The 24,063-nt window shown below is 59.3% G+C and carries 22 protein-coding genes, 4 tRNA genes and 1 pseudogene; 10 read left to right on the plus strand and 17 right to left on the minus strand.

Annotated elements, in window-relative coordinates:
• The first annotated feature begins 66 nt into the window (after window positions 1–66).
• A complete protein-coding gene (locus ACYZT7_RS24260; RefSeq protein WP_007905217.1) occupies window positions 67–474 on the plus strand; it encodes a PA2817 family protein in 408 nt (135 codons plus the stop codon).
• A 64-nt stretch (window positions 475–538) separates the two neighbouring features.
• Here ACYZT7_RS24260 and ACYZT7_RS24265 read toward each other — a convergent pair whose 3' ends face one another.
• On the minus strand, window positions 539–1,537 hold the full coding sequence (locus ACYZT7_RS24265; protein WP_449645225.1) for a LysR family transcriptional regulator: 999 nt from the start codon (window positions 1,535–1,537) through the stop codon (window positions 539–541).
• Window positions 1,538–1,627: 90 nt separating this feature from the next.
• Between ACYZT7_RS24265 and ACYZT7_RS24270 the strand changes: the two genes are divergently transcribed.
• The 4 genes from ACYZT7_RS24270 to ACYZT7_RS24285 all read left to right on the plus strand — a co-directional run bounded on the left by ACYZT7_RS24270 (window position 1,628) and on the right by ACYZT7_RS24285 (window position 5,697).
• The gene (locus ACYZT7_RS24270; protein ID WP_462038520.1) at window positions 1,628–2,254 is read left to right on the plus strand and encodes an alanyl-tRNA editing protein; all 627 of its coding nucleotides are present in this window, start codon (window positions 1,628–1,630) and stop codon (window positions 2,252–2,254) included.
• Between the two features lie 92 nt (window positions 2,255–2,346).
• Window positions 2,347–3,117: a 2OG-Fe(II) oxygenase gene (locus ACYZT7_RS24275; RefSeq protein WP_462038521.1), complete on the plus strand. Its 771-nt coding sequence runs from the start codon at window positions 2,347–2,349 to the stop codon at window positions 3,115–3,117.
• A gap of 1 nt (window position 3,118) precedes the next feature.
• Complete coding sequence (locus ACYZT7_RS24280; protein WP_462038522.1) at window positions 3,119–3,757, plus strand: LysE family translocator; 639 nt, start codon at window positions 3,119–3,121, stop codon at window positions 3,755–3,757.
• 200 nt (window positions 3,758–3,957) lie between these two features.
• A complete protein-coding gene (locus ACYZT7_RS24285; RefSeq protein ID WP_462038523.1) occupies window positions 3,958–5,697 on the plus strand; it encodes a dipeptidase in 1,740 nt (579 codons plus the stop codon).
• Between the two features lie 148 nt (window positions 5,698–5,845).
• Here ACYZT7_RS24285 and ACYZT7_RS24290 read toward each other — a convergent pair.
• The 4 genes from ACYZT7_RS24290 to ACYZT7_RS24305 form a co-directional block, all read right to left on the minus strand.
• Window positions 5,846–5,921, minus strand: a tRNA-Gly gene (locus ACYZT7_RS24290).
• 3 nt (window positions 5,922–5,924) lie between these two features.
• Window positions 5,925–6,000: transfer RNA gene (locus tag ACYZT7_RS24295), tRNA-Glu, on the minus strand.
• Between the two features lie 105 nt (window positions 6,001–6,105).
• Window positions 6,106–6,181 (minus strand) — tRNA-Gly (locus ACYZT7_RS24300).
• Between the two features lie 2 nt (window positions 6,182–6,183).
• Window positions 6,184–6,259 (minus strand) — tRNA-Glu (locus ACYZT7_RS24305).
• 393 nt (window positions 6,260–6,652) lie between these two features.
• Here ACYZT7_RS24305 and ACYZT7_RS24310 point away from each other — a divergent pair.
• Window positions 6,653–7,411, plus strand: coding sequence for a hypothetical protein (locus ACYZT7_RS24310; protein ID WP_462038524.1), 759 nt, complete (start codon window positions 6,653–6,655; stop codon window positions 7,409–7,411).
• A 503-nt stretch (window positions 7,412–7,914) separates the two neighbouring features.
• Here the strand turns inward: ACYZT7_RS24310 and ACYZT7_RS24315 are convergent.
• The 4 genes and pseudogenes from ACYZT7_RS24315 to ACYZT7_RS24330 all read right to left on the minus strand — a co-directional run bounded on the left by ACYZT7_RS24315 (window position 7,915) and on the right by ACYZT7_RS24330 (window position 12,325).
• On the minus strand, window positions 7,915–8,796 hold the full coding sequence (locus tag ACYZT7_RS24315; RefSeq protein ID WP_371317146.1) for a methyl-accepting chemotaxis protein: 882 nt from the start codon (window positions 8,794–8,796) through the stop codon (window positions 7,915–7,917).
• A pseudogene (locus ACYZT7_RS24320) lies at window positions 8,776–9,879 on the minus strand (HAMP domain-containing protein); the annotation flags it as partial. The pseudogene ACYZT7_RS24320 and the gene ACYZT7_RS24315, both read right to left, overlap by 21 nt.
• Before the next feature lie 108 nt (window positions 9,880–9,987).
• The gene (locus tag ACYZT7_RS24325) at window positions 9,988–11,379 is read right to left on the minus strand and encodes an aminotransferase-like domain-containing protein (RefSeq protein ID WP_462038525.1); all 1,392 of its coding nucleotides are present in this window, start codon (window positions 11,377–11,379) and stop codon (window positions 9,988–9,990) included.
• Between the two features lie 184 nt (window positions 11,380–11,563).
• On the minus strand, window positions 11,564–12,325 hold the full coding sequence (locus tag ACYZT7_RS24330) for an SDR family oxidoreductase (protein WP_462038526.1): 762 nt from the start codon (window positions 12,323–12,325) through the stop codon (window positions 11,564–11,566).
• A 235-nt stretch (window positions 12,326–12,560) separates the two neighbouring features.
• On the opposite strand from ACYZT7_RS24330, the gene ACYZT7_RS24335 reads away from it, so the two are divergent.
• Entirely contained in the window at window positions 12,561–13,565 is a 1,005-nt protein-coding gene (locus tag ACYZT7_RS24335; RefSeq protein WP_462038527.1) for an NADP-dependent oxidoreductase, read from the plus strand.
• A gap of 129 nt (window positions 13,566–13,694) precedes the next feature.
• Here ACYZT7_RS24335 and pyrF read toward each other — a convergent pair whose 3' ends face one another.
• Window positions 13,695–14,393 (minus strand): orotidine-5'-phosphate decarboxylase, encoded by a 699-nt coding sequence (gene pyrF / locus ACYZT7_RS24340; protein ID WP_462038528.1) that lies wholly within the window; start codon window positions 14,391–14,393, stop codon window positions 13,695–13,697.
• A 293-nt stretch (window positions 14,394–14,686) separates the two neighbouring features.
• Between pyrF and ACYZT7_RS24345 the strand changes: the two genes are divergently transcribed.
• The 3 genes from ACYZT7_RS24345 to xopAW all read left to right on the plus strand — a co-directional run bounded on the left by ACYZT7_RS24345 (window position 14,687) and on the right by xopAW (window position 17,178).
• Window positions 14,687–15,445: a response regulator gene (locus tag ACYZT7_RS24345; RefSeq protein ID WP_008029291.1), complete on the plus strand. Its 759-nt coding sequence runs from the start codon at window positions 14,687–14,689 to the stop codon at window positions 15,443–15,445.
• Window positions 15,445–16,494, plus strand: coding sequence for a sensor histidine kinase (locus ACYZT7_RS24350; protein WP_462038529.1), 1,050 nt, complete (start codon window positions 15,445–15,447; stop codon window positions 16,492–16,494). The genes ACYZT7_RS24345 and ACYZT7_RS24350 overlap by 1 nt, the downstream gene beginning before the upstream one ends.
• A gap of 156 nt (window positions 16,495–16,650) precedes the next feature.
• Window positions 16,651–17,178: a XopAW family type III secretion system calcium-binding effector gene (xopAW, locus tag ACYZT7_RS24355; protein ID WP_462038530.1), complete on the plus strand. Its 528-nt coding sequence runs from the start codon at window positions 16,651–16,653 to the stop codon at window positions 17,176–17,178.
• A gap of 99 nt (window positions 17,179–17,277) precedes the next feature.
• On the opposite strand, the gene ACYZT7_RS24360 is transcribed toward xopAW, so the two are convergent.
• The 7 genes from ACYZT7_RS24360 to ACYZT7_RS24390 form a co-directional block, all read right to left on the minus strand.
• Complete coding sequence (locus ACYZT7_RS24360; protein WP_462038531.1) at window positions 17,278–18,333, minus strand: AI-2E family transporter; 1,056 nt, start codon at window positions 18,331–18,333, stop codon at window positions 17,278–17,280.
• Between the two features lie 69 nt (window positions 18,334–18,402).
• Window positions 18,403–19,209: a DUF4892 domain-containing protein gene (locus tag ACYZT7_RS24365; RefSeq protein ID WP_462038532.1), complete on the minus strand. Its 807-nt coding sequence runs from the start codon at window positions 19,207–19,209 to the stop codon at window positions 18,403–18,405.
• An 8-nt stretch (window positions 19,210–19,217) separates the two neighbouring features.
• Window positions 19,218–19,877, minus strand: coding sequence for a glutathione S-transferase family protein (locus ACYZT7_RS24370; RefSeq protein WP_462038533.1), 660 nt, complete (start codon window positions 19,875–19,877; stop codon window positions 19,218–19,220).
• 50 nt (window positions 19,878–19,927) lie between these two features.
• A complete protein-coding gene (locus tag ACYZT7_RS24375; RefSeq protein WP_462038534.1) occupies window positions 19,928–20,782 on the minus strand; it encodes an alpha/beta hydrolase in 855 nt (284 codons plus the stop codon).
• Window positions 20,779–21,585 (minus strand): alpha/beta fold hydrolase, encoded by an 807-nt coding sequence (locus ACYZT7_RS24380; RefSeq protein ID WP_462038535.1) that lies wholly within the window; start codon window positions 21,583–21,585, stop codon window positions 20,779–20,781. Before ACYZT7_RS24380 ends, ACYZT7_RS24375 begins: the two co-directional genes overlap by 4 nt.
• Window positions 21,586–21,908: 323 nt before the next feature.
• Window positions 21,909–22,352 (minus strand): hotdog fold thioesterase, encoded by a 444-nt coding sequence (locus ACYZT7_RS24385; RefSeq protein ID WP_462038536.1) that lies wholly within the window; start codon window positions 22,350–22,352, stop codon window positions 21,909–21,911.
• A 32-nt stretch (window positions 22,353–22,384) separates the two neighbouring features.
• Window positions 22,385–24,052, minus strand: coding sequence for an AMP-binding protein (locus ACYZT7_RS24390; RefSeq protein ID WP_462038537.1), 1,668 nt, complete (start codon window positions 24,050–24,052; stop codon window positions 22,385–22,387).
• Between the last annotated feature and the right edge of the window lie 11 nt (window positions 24,053–24,063).

Genomic DNA, 24,063 nt, shown 5'->3' on the forward strand with positions numbered 1-24,063 from the left:
GTCATGTAAAAAGGGGCGCGGGCGCTTTATACTCCCGCGCCCGTTTTGCTCTTGAGGACTTATCTCGTGTCCAATGTCGTTGCCGATCATCTTGTCTTGCTCGACCACCTGCGCAGCATCCTGGTCGCCGTAGGTGAGGCCGAGCAGGTTCCCGAAGAAAGCCATGCCTTGTTCCTGGAGCGCTTCGACGAACTGCGTGCGTTGCTGCCGGTCGACCCGATCGAAAGCCAATACCTGGGCCAGGACATTCTGTGCCAGGTGATCACCCGCTATCCGCAAATTGCCCACCTGGTCCCTCGCGACCTGTTGTGGTACTTCGCCGGTGACTGCCTGCATTACATGCCCGACGATGAAATCGACTTGTACCAGGCGCTGGAAGAACGTCGTTTCGAAGCCGAACAAAACGACGAACCGTTTGACTGGAACCAGGAAAAACAGCTGCTGGCGATGTCGAACCAGGACAGCAAGCACTGATCCACGGTCAGAAATGCAAAAGGCCCGCATGGTTGAACATGCGGGCCTTTTTTTGATCTTCGCTTCAGAGCAACCCATCACTCTCCGGCAACTCATACTCCGCCGCGACCTTTCCCGAATCACTCAACTTGCCCGGCTTGCTCAGGGTCGGCTCCTTTTCCAGGCACTCCACCAGATAGTCGATCAGCACCCGTAACTTCGGTGGCAGATAGCGGGTTGGCGAATGCAGCAGCCAGGCACCGCCATGGTAGGAGGCCAGAAAAGTCCAGTCCGGCAGCACCTGCACGATCAACCCCTGCTCCAGCGCATAACGCGCGGTGAAATACGGCAGGCTGCCAATCCCGATGTGCTGCAATACCGCGCCCAACCGTACGCCGGTGTGATTGGCCGCATAACGTCCACGTACACCAACGGTTACCGCCTTGGTGCCTTTCTTGAATTTCCAGCGCGCATCGCTCGGGGTTTCGCCCAGGTAGATGCAGCTGTGGTTGAGCAAGTCGTGAGGATGAGTTGGTGTGCCGTGTTCGGCCAGGTATTGCGGCGTTGCACAGAGCAAATGATCGATGGTCAGCAATTGCCGCCCTACCAGCCCAGCGGGGGGGCGATCAGTAATACGAATCGCCAGATCAACATTGTCGTCGATCAAATCCACCTGGCGGTCTTCAAGCAACAACTCCACATCCACTTTGGGATAACGGCGCAGAAATTCCGGCATATGCGGGTGAATCACGAATCGCCCCACGGCTTTGGGAACGCTGACCCGCACCAGCCCTTCAGCCTCTTGGGTGAACTGACCGCTGATTTCCATCACCGACTTGGCCGCGCTGACCATCTCCTGGCAACGCTTGAACACCTCTTCACCACCGTCGCTCAAGCGCAACTTGCGCGTAGTTCGTTGCAGCAAACGAGTGGCGAGCGCCTTCTCCAGACGCGAAATGCTGCGACTGACCGCCGAGGGTGAAGCACCCAACTGGCGAGCTGCCTCGGAGAAGCTGCCTGTTTCGACAACCTTGACGAAGATCGCCATTTCACCGAGCAGCGGCAGTGGAAGATTTATGCTCACAACGCAACAGTCCTTTGATGTTTGAACGGATTATCACGCAATTCCACGCTTCATATAATAAAAATAGAATTGTTAATAAGGGCATGGGATATGACGCTTCGCCTCTTTTTCCATAGTGATGACCTCAAGGCCAATGTGGAAGTCCTGGATTGCACGCCCCACGAGAACGAATTTGCCGTGGTGCTGCGCGCCACGTTGTTTCACCCCCAAGGCGGCGGACAGCCCTTTGACACCGGCTGGATCGGCGAAAGCCGGGTGCTGCGCGTGGTTCAGGATCCGGACCGGATCATCCATTTCGTCGACCACCCGATAAAACTCGGCATGACTCAGATTCGGGTCGACGAACAACGCCGCCAGTTAAATACCCGCATGCATTCTGCCGGCCATCTGATCGGCCACTTCGTCCAGGCCATGGGCTGGATGCCGATCAAGGCTCATCACTGGCCGGGCGAAGGACGTGTGCAGTTCAAACCGGCGGATTCAGCACAGGACGTTGATGCCCAGACCATTCAGTACGGCATTGAGCAATGGATCGCCCATGCCCTGCCGCGTCTGACGTCACTTCGCGATGGCGCCCGGGAAATCGGTTTCGGTGAACTGCCCGCCTACGGTTGCGGCGGCACCCATGTCCGTAGTCTGAAGGATTTGGGCACGGTCACGATCGTGTCCCTTTCGCAGAAAAAAGGAACGCTGTCAGTCCACTACAGCGTGGATTGAGCATTTGGGCGATGCCGTTCTCGTCATCGCCTGACGCCGGGGGAACCTGCGGTCGCGGGTTCTGTTGACTATCTGATAGATGGACCTAAGACATGATGCTTGACGTCGAGCGCCTCGATGAGACGTGCATAAAAAAACTGGCCAACGAAGAAGTCCTCGCCATCCGCGTCAAAGGCTTGTTGCCCAAGCCGCTGGCGATTCAGATTGGCGACAAGATCCTCGCCCCTGGTTTCGAAGGCTATATCAATGCGCCGAGCATCGGCCGTATCGGCATGGCGTTTTATGAAGCGGAAAACCAGCCGTTGCTGATCGAAGATTATTTCGAACGCGCCACCCGCAACATTGCGGAATTGCGCAACCGTTGCGCGCCCTATTCGTCCCCCGTCGACACCCTGCGCTGCATGCTCGATGAGTCCTGGCCGGCGGGGGCGCACCTGGAAAATCTCTACGGTCGCAAGATGTACGTCGGGCTGTCCCGGGTGGTGAAACCCGGAATCTGCTTTCTGGCCCACCACGATATTTTCGCCAAGGACGCTCCGGACAGTTACCAGGCCAGAAGCCTGGAAGCGCAGTTCGCCTGCAATGTTTACCTGAACATGCCCACCGAGGGGGGTGCACTGCAGATGTGGGACCACGACATTTCTCCGGATCAGTTCGACGAAATGCGTGGCGACAGTTATGGCATCGATCCGGCTTTGCTCGGCACTCCGGCACTGGAGATTCGTCCCGAACCCGGTGATTTCATCATGTTCAATTCGCGCTGCATGCACTCGGTGACACCGGGCGTGGCCGATCCGCGCTTGAGCCTTTCGTTCTTTGTCGGCTATCGCGGCAATGCTTCACCCCTTACTTTCTGGAGTTGAGATGCTTTCGAATTACCTGGGCGAGTTTCTAGCGCTGGCAACTATCCACTTTCTGGCCGTGGTCGCACCCGGACCGGACTTCGCAGTGACCATCCGTCAGAGCGTGCGCTTCGGTCGATTGGTCGGGATTTGCACGGCGTTGGGCATCGGCACGGGCATTTCGGTGCATGTGCTTTACACCCTGCTCGGCGTCGGTGCGCTGATGCACACCACACCCTGGTTGCTGACGGTGGCCAAGGTTGTGGGCGGTGCTTACATTTTGTACTTGGGTGTCAGTCTGCTGCGCAGTAAACCCAAGTCCGCGCTTGAGGGCGACAAAGTCGCCGATGACCCGGTCGTCGAGCAAACGCTGCTGAAGGCGTTCACCACGGGGTTTCTCACCAACGCAACCAACCCCAAGGCGACGCTGTTTTTCCTGGCGATTTTCACCACGATAATCAGCGCCAGTACACCGCTGGAAATTCAGGCCCTGTACGGGTTGTGGATGTGCGGCGTGAATGCGTTGTGGTTTGTGGTCGTCGCGCTGTTTTTCTCGAGCAGCAAGGTCCGCCTGCTGTTCATGCGCATGGGGCACTGGTTTGAGCGCAGCATGGGCGTGATTCTGATCCTGTTTGCCGGACGCTTGGTACTGTCGATGTAAAAAACACGCCCAGACAAAAGGCCGGATCAGTCGACGACTCATCCGGTCTTTTGCGTTGGTGCGCCGCTTTTGCATTTCTGCGCGACGCATCCCACGTCAGGGACACACCTTTCGTTCGCTCGTGGTGTTAGCTTGCGAAGCTGTCTGACTTATCGATCAGACATTTCCTACTCACTGCCTGCAAAGGAATGCCCCTCGCAATGGATTTTTCACTCAAGCACCTGGCCGCGTCGACCCTGATTCTGGCCAGCCTTTCGTCTGTCACCCTGTCAGCGCAAGCCAACATCTCACCGCAGCAGAGTGCGATCATCCTCAAAACCTTCAGTGATGCATCCGTCACCGATTTCAAACAGTTCCTGGGAAGCCTGGCCAAGAGCGAGATCGCCAAAACCGACAACCTTGGGCCCGCCGTCAGCGCCTTCCTCGACAACAAGCCGCTTTCCGCTGAACAGCAGAACGAAATCCATCGTCTGCTGGGCCTCTACACGCGCGTGAAGTACGGCAAACAGGCCCTCGAAACGCTGCGCGAACTGGTGGAAATCCCGACCTTGCGCAAGGAAGGTGTCGCTCAGCACGACAATCCGGAATTCCTGAAGATCGCCGACAAGATCAAAGACCTGGCGAAATCGTTCAACCTGAACTTCCGCAACATCGACAACCGCGTCTATGAAATATCCCTCGAAGGCAGCGGCGATGAAGTGGTGGGCATCCATGCTCACGCTGATGTGGTGCCGGTGACGCCGGAGAACTGGGTCCTGAAAGACGGCACCCGACTCGATCCGTTCAAGGTCACCCTGATCGGCGACCGCATGTATGGCCGGGGCACCGAAGATGACAAAAACGGCATCGTGGTGGCGCTGTACGCGATGAAGGTGATCAAGGAAGAGAAGCTGCCGCTGGCGCGCAATTTCAAGCTGCTGGTGGATACCACCGAAGAAACCACTGGCGACGCCATTCCTTATTACTTCGAACAAAACCCGACCCCCAACTACAACATGGCCCTGGATGGCGGCTACCCGGTGGTGATTGCCGAGAAAGGCTACGGCACGGTGATGGCGAACTTCCCCAAACGCAAAGCCGAGGGCAAGGGCGCGGAAATCATTTCGATGACCGGCGGCCTGGCCACCAACCAGATTCCGTCAGCCTCGGTCGTCATATTGTTGACCGACAAGCCCGCCGAACTGGCCGCCAGCCTGCAAAAAGCCGGTACTGACTATGCCAAGCGCAATGGCGGCGACTTCGAAGTGAGCGCCAAAGTCGACGGCAAAGACGTCAAGCTGACCGTCACCGGCGTCTCTGCCCACTCCTCCGAGCCAGAATCCGGCGTCAACCCGGTGGCGAGGATGCTGGACTTCATCCACAGTCTGGACGGCAAGGTCGCGCTCAAGCACAACCACATCACGGACGCGGCCCGCTACGCCACCGACAACTGGGGCCTGGACTACAAGGGTGGCAAGCTGGCCGTCGGTTTTTCCGATGCGTTCATGGGCCCGCTGACCACGTCCCTGACCTACGTCGGGATGGATGAAAAAGCCTTCAAACTCGCGGTCAACCTGCGGATGCCGAAAGGCAAATCGCCGGAAGCGCTCAAGGCGGAAATAGCCGAGAAGATTGCTGCCTGGAGCAAGAAAACCCATGTTGCCGCGACCTTTGACTACTCGATCGCCGAGCCGATGTACCGCAACCCTGAGGGTGAATGGGTCAAGGCGCTGCTGGCTGTGGCCAGCGAAAACCTCGGTATGAAACAAGAGTTCGGCACCTCCGCCGGCGCTACCTCGGTGCATGAACTGCCCAATGGCGTGCAATTCGGCTTGGCGCGTCCCGAGGTCAAGTACACCGGCCACACCGACAGCGAGTTCAAGACCGTCGACCAGTTCCTGCTGGACCTGCAGATCGTGACCGAGATGATGGGGCGCATCGGGCAGTTGCCGAAACTCTGATGCTCTTTCGGACCCGCTGTTCAGGCGGGTCCGACGCTTTGATCGTCTTGATTTCAGTAAAAACAAAAAAAGGACCTTAAGGTCCTTTTTTATGGGTGACGCACAAACAAAAACGCCGCTCATTGCTGAGCGGCGTTTTCGTTAAATATGGAGCGGGAAACGAGACTCGAACTCGCGACCCCGACCTTGGCAAGGTCGTGCTCTACCAACTGAGCTATTCCCGCAAATGGCGTCCCCTAGGGGACTCGAACCCCTGTTACCGCCGTGAAAGGGCGGTGTCCTAGGCCACTAGACGAAGGGGACACGCTAACTGAAACACATGGTGTGTATTTCAGTGCCCAAATCCGCATCCGAAGATATCGGTTCTGGTTTCACTCAGCCCTGCCCGAAAGCAACGCTGTTTAAAATTGGAGCGGGAAACGAGACTCGAACTCGCGACCCCGACCTTGGCAAGGTCGTGCTCTACCAACTGAGCTATTCCCGCATTGGCGTCCCCTAGGGGACTCGAACCCCTGTTACCGCCGTGAAAGGGCGGTGTCCTAGGCCACTAGACGAAGGGGACACACGTACAACATTCACTTCCTACCGCGTTTCGCTGTGTGCTTTACGCTGTAAGTGGCGCGCATTCTATGGATGGATTGAGGGGTCGTCAACCCCCAGATATAAATTTATTTAAATCAATGACTTCGCCCTGCTTTGCGACACTAATCCGGCTTTTCCGTCGCCCGGCGATTGACGCCTATATTCTGACATCCGCCAAGACGTTATAGTCCACCCGCGCCAAAGATGATGGCAATGTGCACCTCGCACGCTATTACTTATATAAGCAGGAACGCGGCCGATACAGGCAGTGCAGTAGCCGATTCAACTCGCCAAGCGGCGCTATGCGTGCCAATGCCAAGCCACTACACTCGCACGCGAACCCCATAAAGAGGTCTTACCGGTGACACCACTCATGATCACCCTGCTAGTCGTAGCCGGGATCGCACTATTGATCGCCATTGGCTACATGAACCATGTGGTGGAAAACAATAAGCTGGAAAAGGCCCGCACCAAGGTTGAGCTCAACGATCGTCTGCGTCGTTGCGGCGAAATCACCGAGACCTTTCCCGGCCAGTTGATGACACCGGCACTCAAGCTGCTGTTGACCCGTCTGGAACTGAACGTCTGCCAACGCCTGCTCCATCTGGAAAAAACCAGCTCCAACCTCAAGGCTCGCATTGGCGAATTGAGCGCCTTGGTTGGCCAGGGCGAATCGATCCCGGTCAACAACCCGCCGGCACCGATCCAGACCGAAGCCAAAGCCAAGGACGTACGCTTCCTGCTCGAAGCCCTGCACGGCCAAATCACCCGTGCTGCACAGGACGGCTTCCTGCCCACCAACGAAGCCAAACGCTGGATCCGCGAAGTTCGCCACATCCTCGTCCTGCTGCACATCGAATTCTTCAACAACCTCGGCCAGCACGCCCTGCAACAGAACCAGCCCGGCCAGGCCCGTCTGGCGTTCGAACGCGGCGTGCAATACCTGCGCAAACAACAGGAACCCCAGGTCTACGCCGAACAGCTGGAATACCTGGAAAAACTGCTGGCTCGCGCCAACGCCCAAGTCATGGACAACATCGCCCCGGTAGAAGGCGAAGTGAACCAGCTGACCGAAGGCCTCAAAGACGTCGAGGCCGATGCGGACTGGAAGAAAAAAGCAATCTACGACTGATCAGAGAAAGCAGAAAACAAAGCCACCGGAACAGGTGGCTTTTTTTTGCGTTGAGTTTGATGGGCGGGTACAGCCAGGACAGAAAGGTTGACTATCAGGCCGCCATCGCGAGCAAGCTCGCTCCCACAATGAAGCGGCGTACACCCACCGCCCTCCACCACTCAACAGGCCGAGCGTTAGCTCGCCTGCAGCTCTTGATCTTGATCCACCCGCCCCTTCGGGAGGCTGAGTGGAGGTGTTCATCTGGGGGGCAGGCGCGTAGCGCCGTTCGACGCCGTCGAACACATCGAGAGGAGGTTGAAGCGAAGCCAACCGGAGGCGATGCCCCCTGATGAATGCCGGAACGAAGGAACGCCGAGCCTAAGCGAGGGGCCGGACGCTCGGGGCGAGCCTTTTTTTGCTTACTTTTTTTTGGCGTTTCCGGTTTGAAAAAAAGTGAGTTGCCGTAAGGGCGAAACCGCCAGCGGCCGTTACCGCAGCAACGGATATGTACTCATCAAAAATCAGAGCCGAAAGTGCCCCACCATCCCCTTCAACTCAACCCCCAACTGCGCCAACTCAATACTGGAAGCCGCATTCCCCTGCATCGCCAACGAAGACTGATCCGCGCTGGCGCGAATACTCGTGACACTGCGATTAATCTCCTCAGCCACTGAACTCTGCTCCTCGGCAGCCGCTGCAATCTGCTGGTTCATCTGCTGAATCAAAGACACTGCCGCCGCAATACTCCCCAGCGCACTCTCAGTCTGCAACGCATCACTCACCGCCAGCTTCACCAGCTCGCCACTGTTCTGAATCTGCTGAACAGAAGACTGAGCCGCCGAGCGCAAGGCACTCACCAATCGTTCGATCTCCTCGGTCGATTGCTGAGTACGCTTGGCCAGGGCCCGCACTTCATCGGCCACCACCGCAAAGCCCCTGCCCTGCTCGCCAGCTCGAGCCGCTTCGATCGCGGCGTTGAGAGCCAACAGATTAGTCTGCTCGGCCACACTCTTGATGACGCTCAGCACCGTACCGATGTTCTGAATTTCGGCACTCAAACTTTCGATGCTCGAACTGGCCGAGGTGGCTGAATCCGCCAACTGCTCGATCCGCGCCATGCTTTGGCGCACCACCTGCTGGCCACTTTCAACTTTGCCATCCGCCGTCTGAGCCGCCTGGGCAGCCTCCTCCGCATTCCGCGCAACGTCATGCACGGTGGCGGTCATTTGATTCATCGCGGTAGCGACCTGTTCGGTTTCTTCCTTCTGGCTGCTGACTTCAAGATTGGTCTGCTCGGTCACCGCCGACAGTGACTGCGCTGAACTGGCCAACTGTTCGATGCCCGCCTGCAAACCGCTGACAATACTGCTCAGCCCGGCACCCATCTGTTGCATGGCCTGCATCAACTGCCCGATCTCGTCACGACGGGTCACCTCAACCGTCGCACTCAAATCGCCCGAGGCAATCTGTTGAGCGACACGGATCACACTGCGCAACGGTGCCACGATCAACCGGGTAATCACCCAGGCCGCAATCAGCCCGACCAGCAGTGCCAGCGCCGAGGAACCGATGATCAGCAGCGAGTTCTTTTTCAGCTCTGCCTGCATCGACTGGTCTTCGGCGACATAGGCCTGATCCACCCGCTCCACCACCTGAGCGGCACGCTGATGCAGCTGTTGATAAACGGTTTTTTCCTGCGCCAGCAGGCCGGTGTACTCAGCGAGTTTTTCGCTGAATCCGCCAATGTGCCCGACCACTTCATTGAGGACAGTTTGGTAACCTTCATCCTTGACCGTGGTTTTCAGTTGCTCGGCCTGGGTCAGTGCCTGGTCAGCCTGTTCAATCTTGCCCTGCCCTGCGCTGTCGTCGCCCTTGCGGCTCAGGTCCAGGCGCACACGCGCTTCGTTCATGGCTTGCAACATCAACCGCGACACCTGGCTGACCTGATTGGCCTGCTCGATGAACTGCCCACCGTCCTTGCCTTCGGATTCCTTCAAGGTATAAGCGCCGTCATCCGCCAGCCCGGCCTGCAGCACGTCGAGGTTATTGGCCACGCTGGACACTGACCAACTGGCCATCTCCAGCGCCAGGTCCTTGGCCTGGCTGAGCGAGACGAACTCGTCAAAGGCCTTGCGATAAGCCCCCAGGGACTGCTCGACGTCATTCATCACCGGCACGTTGGCCGCAGACGCCGCTTTCAGTTGGGTTGCCAGGGCGATCAGGCCGTCAACGCCCTCGCGCAAGGCATCGGCGGTTTTGGGGTTACCGTGCAAGGCGTATTCCTGCTCGAGCAGTCTCACCTTGAGCAAATCGCTGTTGAGCGATGACATCTGCTTGAGCCCGTCGAAGCGCTGGCTGATGGTTTGCAGGGACCATACGCCGATGGCCGCCACCAAGGCTGTCAACAGCAGCACCAGTACAAACCCGACACCCAGTTTTTTCGCCATACCGAGGTTGGCAAAACGTCCTTGCACGGCCGAAATCATTGCACTTAGTCCCCTGACATAGTCTGTTGATGCAGATTCGCAACGGGCCTGTGTCAACACAAGTCTCTGGCGTCGGAATAATGGCAAAAAGCTACGCCCACGTCGTTTTCAGAACGCTTGAGGTCGATCCCGAGCGGTGGCCTGAAAAAACGCCCGGGCTCGCGGATCACAGGCATAGGCCACATTGATACGCTGCCAGTCACTGGCCTCTGCGGTGGGACTGAATGCCGTCGCAGAAGACAACAGGACACCGAAGCGCTGGGCTTGTTTGCGCACCTGAGCGTAGTCGGACATCCGCGATCGCGCCCAGATGAACAGACCTCCAACCGGCTTGCCGAAAACCTCCCATTCGGCGTCTTCAAGCACTTGCAACGCAGCCTCCCTGTCATTGCTCAAACGCTGGCGCTGGCGCTGTACCAGTTTGCGGTAGGCACCGCTGGCTAAAAGGCTTGCCAGCACCGACTCGCAAAACCGTGAAGCGCCCATGCTGCTGATCATCTTGACTTCGGCCAGCCGCGAAATAACCCCGGCGCCGGCCACTACAAAACCGACCCGCAAGGAACTGCTGAGGGTTTTGGAGTAGCTGCCGACGTAGATCACGTTGTCATCGATACCCAACGCAGCGAGGCGCGTGCCGGGGCCGCTGTGCAAATCCGCATAGACGTCATCCTCGATTACCAGAAGGCCATAGGTTTTGGCCAATTGCACAACACGCTGCGCCACCACCGGCGCCAGGCTGCTGCCAGTGGGATTGTGATAGAAGCTATTGATAAAGAGCCCGCAGGGCCTGTACTTAACCAGCAGTGCCTCAAGCGCTTCAATGTCCGGTCCGTGCGGGGTTCGCGGCACCTCGATCATGCTGACACCGTGCAGCCTGAGCAAATCGAACAGCAAGGAATAACCGGGATTCTCCACCACCACGCAATCACCCGGTTTGAACAAGGTCCGCACGATCAGGTCCAGCCCCTGACTGGCACCCGCCGTTGTCAGGATCCGGCTTTCCTCCACCACGATATCCAGATGTTTCAGGCGTTTGTGGATCTGCTGGCGCAAGGCTGGCAGGCCCAGCGGCGTGCTGTAGTTGAACAGGCCGGTCATGTCGGTGCGACTGACCTGACGAATCGCGTAGCTCAGGTCGTCAGTTTCGCGCCAGCTCTCGGGCAGTCCGCCACACCCCAGTTTGAGTTCGCCCGAGGTGCCGCCCTGCTTCACTTCTGCCCCCTCGAACCAGGGACAATCCTGTTGCCCCTGAGCGGCCAGCGCTGGCACAGCGACAATGAAACCGGCGCCATGACGCGACGCCAGCACCCCTTGAGCCACCAGACGCTCACAGGCCTCAACGACGCTGGACTGACTGAGCAAATTGATCCGGGCGATTTGCCGTACGGAAGGCAAACGCGTCCCCGGCGGCACCTCGCCACGGCAAAGCCAGCAGGCTAGCGCGTCGACGATTTGCTGTACGACCGGCACCAATGCCTGTCGATCGATTCTCAACTCCATGAGCAAGCAAACTCCTGTCCGTTTTGCGGGAAACAGTTAATCACAGGAGTGGTCAATCAGCTGTGCGACAACGCCGCTAAAACCCTCGGTTCTAACCATTTGAAACACATTGTCCGGCTCCTTTAAGGAACCGAAAAAAAACCCGCACAAATGCGGGTTTTATCCTACGTCGCAGTGCCTGGCTTCAGAACGCCGTGACACCACCGTCCACTGCCAGTGAATGCCCCGTGGTGAACGCTGCGCCGTCGCTGCACAGGTACAGCACCGCACTGGCAATTTCCTCGACCTTGCCGATGCGTCCGACGGGGTGCATGGCATTGGCGAACTCGCCTTTCTTTGGGTCGGTTTCATAGGCGCGGCGGAACATGTCGGTGTCGATCACTGCCGGACACACCGCGTTCACCCGAATTTTTTTCTTGGCGTATTCGATGGCCGCCGATTTGGTCAGGCCGATCACCGCATGTTTCGACGCCGCGTAAATACTCATCTTCGGCGCAGCCCCGAGGCCGGCTACCGATGCGGTGTTGACGATTGCACCGCCGCCCTGGGCCAGCAGTAATGGCAACTGGTATTTCATGCACAACCAGACGCCTTTGACGTTGACGCCCATGATCGCGTCGAACTCGTCGACCGTACCTTCGGCCAATTTGCCTTTCTCGATCTCGATGCCGGCATTGTTGAAGGCATAGTCGAGACGGCCGTAGGTATTGACCACTTCGTCCATCAGATTTTTTACATCGCTTTCCAGCGTGACGTTGCAGCGCACGAAGGTCGCTTCGCCGCCCGCCGTACGAATCAGCGCCACAGTGCCTTCGCCCCCGGCCGTGTCCATGTCGGCCACTACCACTTTCAAGCCTTCAGCGGCGAACGCCTGGGCGGTCGCGCGGCCAATACCATTCGCGGCGCCCGTCACAACGGCGACCTGCCCAGAAAACGTCATGCTCATTGTTATGTCCTCGAAGAGAAGATGCGGGGGATCGCGTGTTCTCAATCTAGCCACAAGGGCCTGCGGCGCGGCAGCACTATCAGAAGGCCGGTTGGGTGCCCATGAGTGACAGTGATAAAACCGCCCGCCCGACTATCACTGCACTGGATCGATGTGCATTCGCCGCATCAGCCAAACTTGCGGCATCGATCTTGAAGGTCTATCAACAAGTCTTCATTCATCTTGAGTGCCTGTCATGACTACCCAGACCAATCGCCAGTTCCTGCTTGCCAAACGTCCGGTGGGCGCGGCGACCCGTGAGACCTTCACCTATCAAGAAGTAGCGGTCGGCGAACCGGCTGCGGGTCAAATTCTGGTCAAAAACGAATACCTGTCCCTGGACCCGGCCATGCGTGGCTGGATGAACGAGGGCAAGTCCTACATCCCGCCGGTCGGTATCGGCGAAGTGATGCGCGCATTGGGTGTAGGCAAAGTCGTTGCCTCGAATAATCCAGGCTTTGCGGCCGGGGACTACGTCAACGGTGCCCTGGGTGTGCAGGATTACTTCCTCGGCGAGCCACGAGGTTTCTACAAGGTCGATCCGAAACTGGCGCCTCTGCCGCGTTATCTGTCGGCCCTGGGCATGACCGGGATGACCGCTTATTTCGCCCTGCTCGATGTCGGTGCTCCAAAGGCTGGCGACACCGTGGTGCTGTCGGGCGCGGCCGGTGCGGTGGGCAGCATTGCCGGGCAGATCGCCAAGATCAAAGGTTGCCGGGTAGTCGGCATTGCCGGGGGCGCGGACAAGTGCAAATTCCTGATCGACGAACTGGGTTTTGACGGTGCCATCGATTACAAAAACGAAGACGTCCACGCCGGCCTCAAGCGCGAATGCCCGAAAGGCGTGGACGTGTATTTCGATAACGTCGGCGGCGACATCCTCGACGCGGTGTTGAGTCGCCTGGCCATGAAGGCGCGGGTGGTGATTTGCGGCGCCATCAGCCAGTACAACAACAAGGAAGCGGTCAAAGGCCCGGCCAACTACCTGTCGCTGCTGGTCAACCGCGCGCGGATGGAAGGTTTTGTGGTGATGGACTACGCCGCGCAGTTCGCCGCCGCCGGGCAAGAAATGGCCAGCTGGATGGCCAAGGGGCAGCTCAAGAGCAAGGAAGATATTGTTGAAGGACTGGAGACGTTCCCGGAGACGCTGATGAAGTTGTTCAGCGGCGAGAATTTCGGGAAGTTGGTGTTGAAGGTTTAAAACATAACCTGACGCAAACAAAACCCTGTGGGAGCGAGCTTGCTCGCGATAGCGGTGTATCAGACAACATTGATGTCGACTGACACGCCCTCATCGCGAGCAAGCTCGCTCCCACAGGTTTAGCGGCGTTTAGGCGAGTTCGGCGACTACGGCCGCCAATGCCTTGGCCGGATCCGCTGCCTGGCTGATCGGACGGCCAATCACCAGATAATCGGAACCGGCATCCAGCGCCTGACGCGGCGTCAGAATGCGGCGCTGATCGTCCTGGGCGCTGCCCGCCGGACGAATCCCCGGGGTCACCAGTTGCAGCGACGGGTGTGCCAATTTCAGGGCCTGGGCTTCCAGAGCCGAGCAAACCAGACCATCCATCCCGGCTTTTTCCGCCAACGCTGCCAGACGCAACACTTGCTCCTGCGGCTCGATATCCAGACCGATACCCGCCAGGTCTTCACGCTCCATGCTGGTCAGCACGGTCACGCCGATCAGCAATGGTTTCGGACCGGCGCGCTGGTCGAGCACTTCGCGGCACGCGGCCATCATGCGCAAACCACCGGAGCAGTGCACATTGACCATCCACACGCCCATTTCCGCAGCCGCCTTGACGGCCATGGCGGTGGTATTCGGGATGTCATGGAACTTGAGGTCCAGGAATACTTCGAAACCCTTGTCACGCAGGGTGCCAACGATTTCCGAAGCGCAACTGGTGAAGAGTTCTTTACCGACTTTGACCCGGCACAGTTTCGGGTCCAACTGATCGGCCAGCTTCAGTGCGGCGTCACGGGTGGGGAAATCCAGGGCGACGATGATAGGAGTCTGGCAGGCGGACATGAGTGGGCTCTCAGGCAGGTCGAAATCGGCGCGCATTGTAGCGGAACCAGCGCCTCTGCGGGACCCGATGATCGGTAATTCGTCGAGGCGGCTCAAGCAAGACTAGCTCTTGCACCCATTGTGTCGAGTCAGATACACACATGACATGTCTGCAACACCCTTCAACGTTACCTTCGGCAGCCGCAACACGTCCTTACAGCACTTCCCGCCTCCGGGCCGGACGCCTATGCTGAAACCACAACCTCGCAGCCTATCTTTGTGGTTGGCAGCCTACCTGGCAGATGAACGCACGCATGCACAACACCCACGCCCCTGTGAACGACGATCAAAAAGCGCCCGGCGACGACAAACGCTGGAGCATTCGCGCCCTGATCGTCGACGATGACGTCCCGATCCGCGAACTGATGATCGACTATCTGGCCCGGTTCAACATTCACGCCAGCGGCGTCACCGACGGCGCCGCGATGCGCCTGGCGCTGCAAGCGGAACATTTCGACGTGGTGGTGCTCGACCTGATGCTGCCCGGCGAAGACGGTTTGTCGCTGTGCCGTTGGCTACGCGCCGAATCGGACATCCCGATTCTGATGCTCACTGCCCGCTGCGAACCGACCGACCGGATCATCGGCCTGGAACTGGGCGCCGACGATTACATGGCCAAGCCGTTCGAACCGCGAGAATTGGTGGCGCGCATCCAGACTATCCTGCGCCGGGTGCGCGATGATCGCACTGAACAGCGCGCCAACATCCGTTTCGACAACTGGCGCCTGAACAGCGTGCTGCGTCAGTTGATCGCCGCTGATGGCCTGGTGGTGCCGCTGTCCAACGCCGAGTTCCGTTTGCTCTGGGTGTTCATCGAACGTCCGCGCCGGGTACTCAGCCGCGAACAACTGCTGGACGCCGCTCGCGGTCGCTCGATCGAAGCCTTTGATCGCAGCATCGATCTGCTGGTCTCGCGCCTGCGCCAGAAACTCGGTGATGACCCGAAAGCGCCGCAGCTGATCAAAACCGTTCGCGGTGAGGGTTATCTATTCGACGCCAGAGATATCGGCTGATGCGTGCACGCTTCGATACGCTGTTCGGCCGCCTGTTTGGTGTGTTGCTGATCGCGATTATCCTGGCGCACCTGCTGGCATTTTTCTGGTTTCGCCATTACGGCCCGCCGCCGCCCCCATCGCCGCCGGGGTTTTCCGAAAACGTCGACGGACAGCGCCCGCCGATGGACCCGCGCTTCGAAAATCGGCCACCTCGACCGTGGTTCGGCGGCCCTTTGGTGCCGCTGACCTTTCAACTGGTCTCGCTGATCATCGCTGCCTGGTACGGTGCCAAACTGCTGAGCCGGCCGATCCAGCGCCTGAGCGATGCTGCCGAGCGACTGAGCGAAAACCTCGACAGTCCACCTCTGGATGAATCCGGCCCACGGGAAGCACGGCAAGCGGCGCACACTTTCAACAAGATGCAGCAACGCATTCGTGAACAAGTGCAGCAACGCTCGCGGATGCTTGGCGCCGTCTCCCACGACCTGCGCACGCCGCTGTCGCGGCTCAAGCTGCGACTGGAGCAGATCGACGACCACAAACTACAAGGCCAGATGCGTCAGGATCTGGACGACATGATCAGCATGCTCGACGCCACCCTCACTTACCTGCACGAACAGCGCACCAGCGAATCGGCGCAATGGATGGATGTGCAGGCGCTGGTCGAATCCCTGAGTGAAAACGCCCAGGACCAGGGCGCCGATGTTCTCACCAGCGGCCACTGCGCACCGTTGCAAGTGCAGCCGATGGCCTTGCGCTCGTGCATCAACAACTTGCTGGACAATGCCCTGCGTTATGCCGGGCAGGCAGTGATTACGCTCCAAGACACTCGCGAAACCCTGGTGATCCGGGTCATCGACCATGGGTCGGGTATCGCGGCGGATAAACGTGAAGCGGTGTTTGAGCCGTTCTTTCGTCTGGAAGGTTCGCGCAACCGCAACTTCGGTGGCGTCGGGCTGGGCATGACGATTGCCCGCGAGGCGGCTGAACGGCTGGGCGGTCAGTTGAGCCTGGAAGAAACCCCCGGTGGTGGTTTGACCGCCGTTATCCGGTTGCCCCGCCTCTAAGCCCCACATAAATCCGATGTGGGAGCGAGCTTGCTCCCACAGGATCCGGGTTGCGTGTACCGTTCGGTACAAACCCCATATACCCACGACAACTTGCCCCTTGAGGCTGCATAAGCCGGTGCATCCACCGGCTACCCATTCCAAGGAGTGAGCCCAATGATCGGCAGCGTCAGCAGTTACACGAGCTATACCAGCACCAACAGCACCTCAACCAGCACCGCCCGCAGTCAGCAATTTCAGAAAGATCTGCTCGCCAAACTCGACAGCAACAGTGATGGCGCGGTGGATCAGGATGAACTCAAGAGCGCCCTGCCGCAGAAAACCGACGACGGTCTGCTGGTCAGTCTGAGCAAGAATTTCGCCGATTTGGACAGCGACGACAGCGGCAGCATGAGCGGTGAAGAGATGGCCACGATGGCCCCTCCGCCGCCGCCACGGGACCAGGCACCGAACACCGAACTGGCTGACGCGCTGATCAGCGCCCTGGACGCCGACGGTGACGGCGCCATCAGCAGCGATGAGTTGAAAGTGGCGTTGCAAGCCGGCCGCGCGAGAAACACGGACAGCTCCACCGATCAGTCGAACGTGACCGAAGCCCTGAACAAAATGATCGCCAACCTGAGCAAGCAGTACTCGCTCGACAACGTGGCGACCGTGGGCAAATACCTGAACGAGGCCACTTAAATCAAAAGCTTCGCGGGCAAGCCTCGCTCCTACGGTCATGCACTAAACCTGTAGGAGCAAGGCTTGCCCGCGAAGAGGCCCTAAGCCCCAACAAAAATCTCAGGGCCGGCGATCCTCAACCCGAGACTGGCTCTTGCTCCAGTCGGTCAGCAAGCTGTAGGCCACCGCCAACAATGTCGGGCCGATGAACAAGCCAATAAACCCAAAGGCAATCAACCCGCCAAACACCCCAAGCAGGACAATCACCAACGGCAAATTTCCGCCCCGGCTGATCAGATACGGTTTGAGCACGTTGTCGACGCCACTGATGATGAACGTCCCCCAACTTGCGAGAAACACCGCCATCCCGTACTCACCCTTCCACGCCAACCACGCCGTGGCCGGAATCCACACCAGTGGCGGTCCCATCGGAATCAGGCTCAGCAAAAATGTAACAATCCCCAACACCAGCGCCCCGGGAACCCCAGCAATCAAGAACCCGATCAGCGCCAGAACCGCCTGGGCCGCTGCCGTCCCGATCACACCGTTCACCACCCGCTGCACCGTGCCCGCCACCAATTCAATGTAATACCCGGCACGGTCACCAATCAGCCGTTCCAGCAACCCATGAATAAACGCTGCCAGACGCGGCCCGTCACGGTAGAAAAAGAACACAAAGACGATACTCAACGTCAGCTCGAGAATCCCGCCGCCAATCTGCGCACTGCGCGCCAGCAACCAATTGCCGACCTGGCCCAGATAAGGTTTGACCGCCAGCATCATCGCTGCGCCCTGCTGATCGATGCTGTTCCAGATCCCCACCAGCCGCTCACCCACCAAGGGCACACTGCCCAGCCAGGTCGGCGCTTCCGGCAGCCCATCGACTTGCACATCCTTGATGAACGCCGTGGCATCGCGCACATGGTCCGCGAGGTTGAACCCCAGCCAAACTAACGGCACCGCAACCACCAACATCCAGCCCAGCGTCAGCAATGCCGCCGCCAGAGACTCGCGGCCATTAAGCCAATGGGTCAGCAGACGCATCAGCGGCCAACTGGCAAACGCCAACACCGCGCCCCAGAACAGCGCCGACCAGAATGGCGCCATCACCCAGAAGCTCGCGCCAAACAGCACCAGGAGCAGGATCTGCACCAACAGCCGATCGTTATTGATCATCTAAATCTCGAAAAAAGTCAGTCAGCAAAAGAGTAAGCGAACGCGGCTTGCACGTTCGCCCGATAAAGCTTATCGCAACAGTTGGATGTGCAAGCCAGCGCCGTCGATGCTGCCGGCTTCCATCCTGGCGGTACGCACACCCTGTCCGATCAGTGCCTGACGCCAGGCTTCGGCCTTCGGCCCGGAAACACTGACCCGCAACGTGGTGTCCAGATTCAGCCCACGAGAGATCAGGCGCAGCCAGGCATCGTCAGGATCGCCGGTCAATTTGGGAAAATCGAGCTCACCGGTGCTTTTGAGTTCTCGAAGCAAGGTTGCAGACGTCGGCAGCAAATCACCCAGCGGCGCGGCGGCGTCAAACTGTTCGACGTGCAGATAGGCTTTGCGATTGCCGCGCGTGATGCTGTAAAGCGCCACCAGCGTGTTGTCTTGTGGCGCCGCCAGACGCAACAGCAGATACGCCTGCTGATCATCAGCGCCATAGAGCTTGGCGTTGCTGAAGACTTCATTGGCCCACAGGCTGCTTTCGCCGCAATCACGCGCCTGGCACCAGAACAGCAGCTCGGCGCCCTGTTTCTGCAAGGCTTCACGAGCGGCGGTGAAGGCGTCGGTAGAGGAGTGCTCCGGTGGCAACTCGTAGGTCACCGAAGTGGTTTGCCCCCGGGCGCTGACCTGACCGTCGAAACGCAACTGACCGCTGATCTTGCGGATAGAACCCAGTGGATAGATCCGCTCAAGTTCGGCGACCGGACGATAGTCGACGATCTGCGCATCGGCCATACGCGGCACGACCGGCAGGTCCTGGCTGCCCGGGACATCGGCGGCAAACAACAGGGGACTGAAACAACACAGCGCCAGCAGACTGAGTGAACGCATGGATAGACTCATCGGATCAGCATGGCCTGGGCGCCCTTGATGATACTGGCGTCATCGATGCGCTCGGGAACCAGCAAACCACGCTGCACCGCCGGACGCGCCTCCATGGTCGCCATCCAGCGTTGCAAGGCTGGCAAACCGTCGACCTCGACACCGGACCACTCATGGCCACGGACCCACGGATAAGTGGCGATGTCGGCAATGCTGTATTCATCGGCCAGAAACTCCACGGTTTGCAGACGCGTGTCGAGCACTTCATAGAGGCGACGGGTTTCATGTTGATAGCGGTCGATGGCGCCTTGGAGTTTCTCCGGGAAATAACGGAAAAACACGTTGGCCTGGCCTTGCATCGGGCCGATTCCACCCATCTGGAACATCAGCCATTGCAGGACCACTGAACGTCCCTTGGGGTCTTTTGGCAGTAGCTTGCCGCTCAGTTCAGCCAGGTAAATCAGGATCGCGCCGGATTCAAACACGGCGAAATCGCCATTGGCGCGGTCGACAATCGCCGGAATCCGGCCATTGGGATTGATCTTGAGGAAGCCCTCGGACTTCTGTTCCTTTTTGTCGAAACTCAAGGCGTGCACCGTGTAGGGCAGGCCGAGTTCCTCGAGCACGATAGAGACCTTGTGGCCATTCGGGGTCGCAGCGGTGTAGAGATCTATCATGGTTGTCTCCCATTTCAACCCGCCCAGCCTCGACAGTTGCCCGGCGCAAGTCAAGGAACGGCGAAGAACCGATTGAAACAGTCTGCGACAAGGTCGGCGCCGGGTTCGTCATTCAGGTGCAAATGATGACCGCCAGGCAGCTGTTCACGGCTAAAGGGTAGACGCTCCAGCAACTCGGGATGTTTGGCGAGCATGCCGTCGGCAGCCACCACCAGTTTTGCAGGACAACTGACCCGCTGGACGAAGGCCATCGCCTGTTCGGTGGTCAGACGCAGCGGCGACGGTAACGTTAGGCGGTTATCGGTGCGCCAGGTATAACCACCCGGCACTGGCATCAATCCACGCTGGGCCAGTAGTTCCGCGGCTTCGCGACTGACCGCAACCAAGCCTTTCATGCGCGCCTCGATGGCCCGGTCGAGCGTGTTGTAGACCGGTTTGCGCTTCTCCCGCAAATTCAGCTGCGCTTGCAGGGCCATGCCCATCCGCTCGGCAGCGTTTTCGCCTTTGTCTGTAGGAGGAATGATGCCGTCGATCAACGCCAGATGGGTCACTCGCTCCGGCAACGAACCGGCCAGCACTAGCGAAACAATCGCGCCCATGGAATGCCCCAGCAGCGCGAAGCGTTTCCAGCCCAGTTGTTCGGCGACTTGCAGCACGTCATGGGCATAGTCCCACAGCGCGTAACCGGCACCGGTCGGACGATGCCCGGAATGACCGTGACCGGCCATGTCCAGCGCAATGATGCGCAAGCCTTTGAGCTTCGGCGCCAGTCGGGCAAAGCTGTTGGCGTTGTCCAGCCAGCCATGCAAAGCGATCACCGGCATGCCGTCTTCGGGACCGAACAGGTGCGCTGCCAGCTCTATGTGCGGCAGGCTAAGGCGGACTTCTTCAACGACGTTGCTCATGCGCAATCCTGTTGGCGGCGACCTTCCCAGCGGCTGAACAGATTTTTCAGCAGCATGGCCGTGTCCTGGGGACGCTCAAGGGGAAACATGTGACCGCCGGGCATGGTCAAGGATTCGCCCAACGGCATGCGTCCGACGGAACTGGCGTGATGACGCATCACCACGCGGCTCTTGTGCCCTCGAACGACGGCCAGCGGCACTTTCAGCTGACGTGCGCGGCCGGGGCTGGTGTGCGGCACGCCGCGGTAGATGCTGATTTCCGTGGCCGGGTCGAAGCGCAAACGCAGCGTGTCGCCCACTTTGTGCAAACCGTGTTGCAGGTAGGCGTCGAAGCATTCCGGATCGAAGCCACGGAACAGGGTTTTGCCAGCGAAATACAGCCGAGCCGCTTCCAGATCGGCGAACTCCTCCCGCCGTCCCAACGTACGGCCGGCCGGAGTCAGGCGGTCGATGAAACCAAAGCGTTTGGCCGCACGGATCACCCATTGATCGGCACGGGTCAGCACCGGCGAATCGAGCATCACCACGCCGCGATAGAGCTCGGGGCAGCGCAACGCCGCGTGCAGATGCAGCACGCCACCGAAGGAATGGCCAACGCCCCATACCGGTTCCCGTTGCTGCTTGAGGTGATGAATCAGCTCGTCCACCAGGTTGTACCAGTTGTCGTCCGCCGGAAAACGCGGGTCGTGGGCGTGCTGCTCCAGATGCGTCACCTGATACTCGGGCGCCAGCGCCGCGAACAACTTGCCGTAGGTGCCCGAGGGGAAACCGTTGGCGTGGGCGAAAAATATCTGCTGCGACATACCGGTGATCCATCAACGAAAACAAGGGTTGATTGTCCGTAAGACGACGTCCTACAGCAATGACCGTAAGTGCCAGGAATGATGACAGTCCGGTCAAGGGAATGGCGTGTCAGATGAATCCACCCCTCACCCCAGCCCTCCCGAAACGTCGGACCGCCCCACAGGGGAGAGGGGGAAAGGGAGCAGACCGGGTTTTTTTCAAGACCGGAGTTCGACTCGGACTTTCAGGTCAATGTAACTCGAAAGAACACCTCGGTCAGTCCCCTCGCCCCCGTGGGGAGAGGGTTAGGGTGAGGGGTGGATCTAACTGAAGAAACACACTCTCAACGGGCGGGTGGATTCTCACCCAACGGCACCACCGCCATGGTCAACCGCGATACACAACTCGCCTTCCCCTCATCGCTGGTCAACCGGATATCCCAGACATGCGTCGTGCGGCCAATGTGGATCGGCTTGGCCACCGCCGTGACCCGCCCGCTGCGCAAGCCGCGCAAATGGTTGGCGTTGATTTCCAGGCCCACGCAGTAGAACTTGCTGGCGTCGATGCACAGGTAACTGGCCATCGAGCCCACGGTTTCGGCCAGCACCACCGAGGCGCCGCCGTGCAGCAAGCCGTAAGGCTGGTGAGTGCGATGGTCGATGACCATGCTCGCGGTCAGGGACTCGTCGTCGAAGGCTTCGAAGCGAATATCCAACACTTCGCCGATGGTGTTTTTCTGGATTGCGTTCAACTGTTCAATGTTGGGATCGGTACGCCACAAGCTCATTGCTGACATCCTTTGTTAGTTTTATTCGTCACTCAATCCTGCCACAGCACCGCTTCACTGCGCTCGCTCCATTCTTCGAAACGGGCACCGTACGCGGCTTCGATCACGTTGCGCTTAATCTTCAGGGTCGGCGTCAGGAAGCCGTTTTCCACCGCCCAACTGTCCTTGACCACCACCAATCGACGCAAGCGTTCGTGTTTATCGAGGACGCCGTTCACCTCCTCCAGGAGTTTTTCCAGGCTAGAATGCAGGCCCGCCCTCGCCGTTCCGCTGGCGTCCTGCTGACCGACCGCCGAGAGCACGCACAATCCCAGCGGCGCACTCAAGCCATCGCCGACCACGCACACCTGCTCGATGCGCGAATGCACCGCCAGCCGATTTTCGATCGGCGCCGGGGCGACGTATTTGCCTTTGCTGGTCTTGAAAATCTCTTTCAGGCGCCCGGTGAGGCGCAGGTTGCCTTCGGCGTCCTCCTCACCCTTGTCACCGGTGCGCAGGAAGCCGTCCTCGGTGATGGTTTCGGCGGTTTTCTCAGGTTCCTTGAAATACCCGAGCATGGTTGCGCCGCTGCGCACCATGACCTCCCCCGACTCGGCGATCCGCACCTCGACCTCCGGGCATGGCATGCCGATCCAGCCGGGTTTGTTCTGGCCCGGCAGGCAAACGTGCGAATAGCCGCAGCTTTCGGTCATGCCGTAGACCTCCAGTACATCCAGCCCCAGTTTGCGGTACCACAGCAGCAAGGTCTGCGGCACTGGCGCGGCGCCGGACAAGGCGATGCGCAAGGCATCCAGCCCGAGCCCGACGAGGACTTTGTGCCCGACCCGCTTGCCGATGATCGGCAGACCGAGCAGGAAGTCGAGGCGTTTTGCCGGGATCTTGCTGTACACGCCCATCTGGAATTTGGTCCAGATCCTCGGCACACCGAACAGCGCGGTCGGACGTGCACGGCGCAAATCGGCCAGGAAGGTGTCGAGGCTCTCGGCAAAAAACACCGTTTGCCCGGTGTAGATCGACGCCAGCTCGACGAACATCCGCTCAGCGACATGGCACAGCGGCAGGTAGGACAGCAGCCGATCCGACTCATTCAGACCGAACAACTGCGTGCCGCGAGTGGTGGCAAACCCCAGATTGGCGAAGCTGTGCATCACGCCTTTGGGCATGCCGGTGGTGCCGGAGGTGTAAATGATGGTCGCCAACTGGTCGGCGGACGGCGTGGGATCGTCCTGGATCGGTGAGCTCTTTTGCAGGTCGGCCCAGCTGAAATCGAACGTGCCGGGCGGATGCAACGGCAGGCTGATCGTCGGCAGATCGGGGCTGACCCCGCGAGACATACCGGGCCAGTCGTCGAGTTTGCCGATGAACACCAGCGCCGCTTCGGAGTGTTCAAGTACCTGGGCCACGGTCTCGGCGGTGAGGTTCGGGTAGAGCGGCACCGACACGTGACCCGCCATCCAGATCGCCAGGTCGGCGATGATCCAGTGCGCGCAGTTTTTCGAGATCAGGGCGATGTGACTGCCTTGGGGCAGTTCGCGTGCGCGCAACCAATGCGCGGCGCAACGCGCCTGATGACCGACGTCTTCCCAGGTCAGCGTTTCGACCTGGCCGCCGCCCGTGGGCTGGACCAAAAAGCGCTGCCGGGGATGGCGCGCTTCACGCTCGTAGAAAACGTCCAGCGGCAAACGAAAAGCAGCAGGCATGCGACTCGCTC

This window comes from Pseudomonas sp. RT4P38, assembly GCF_054897765.1.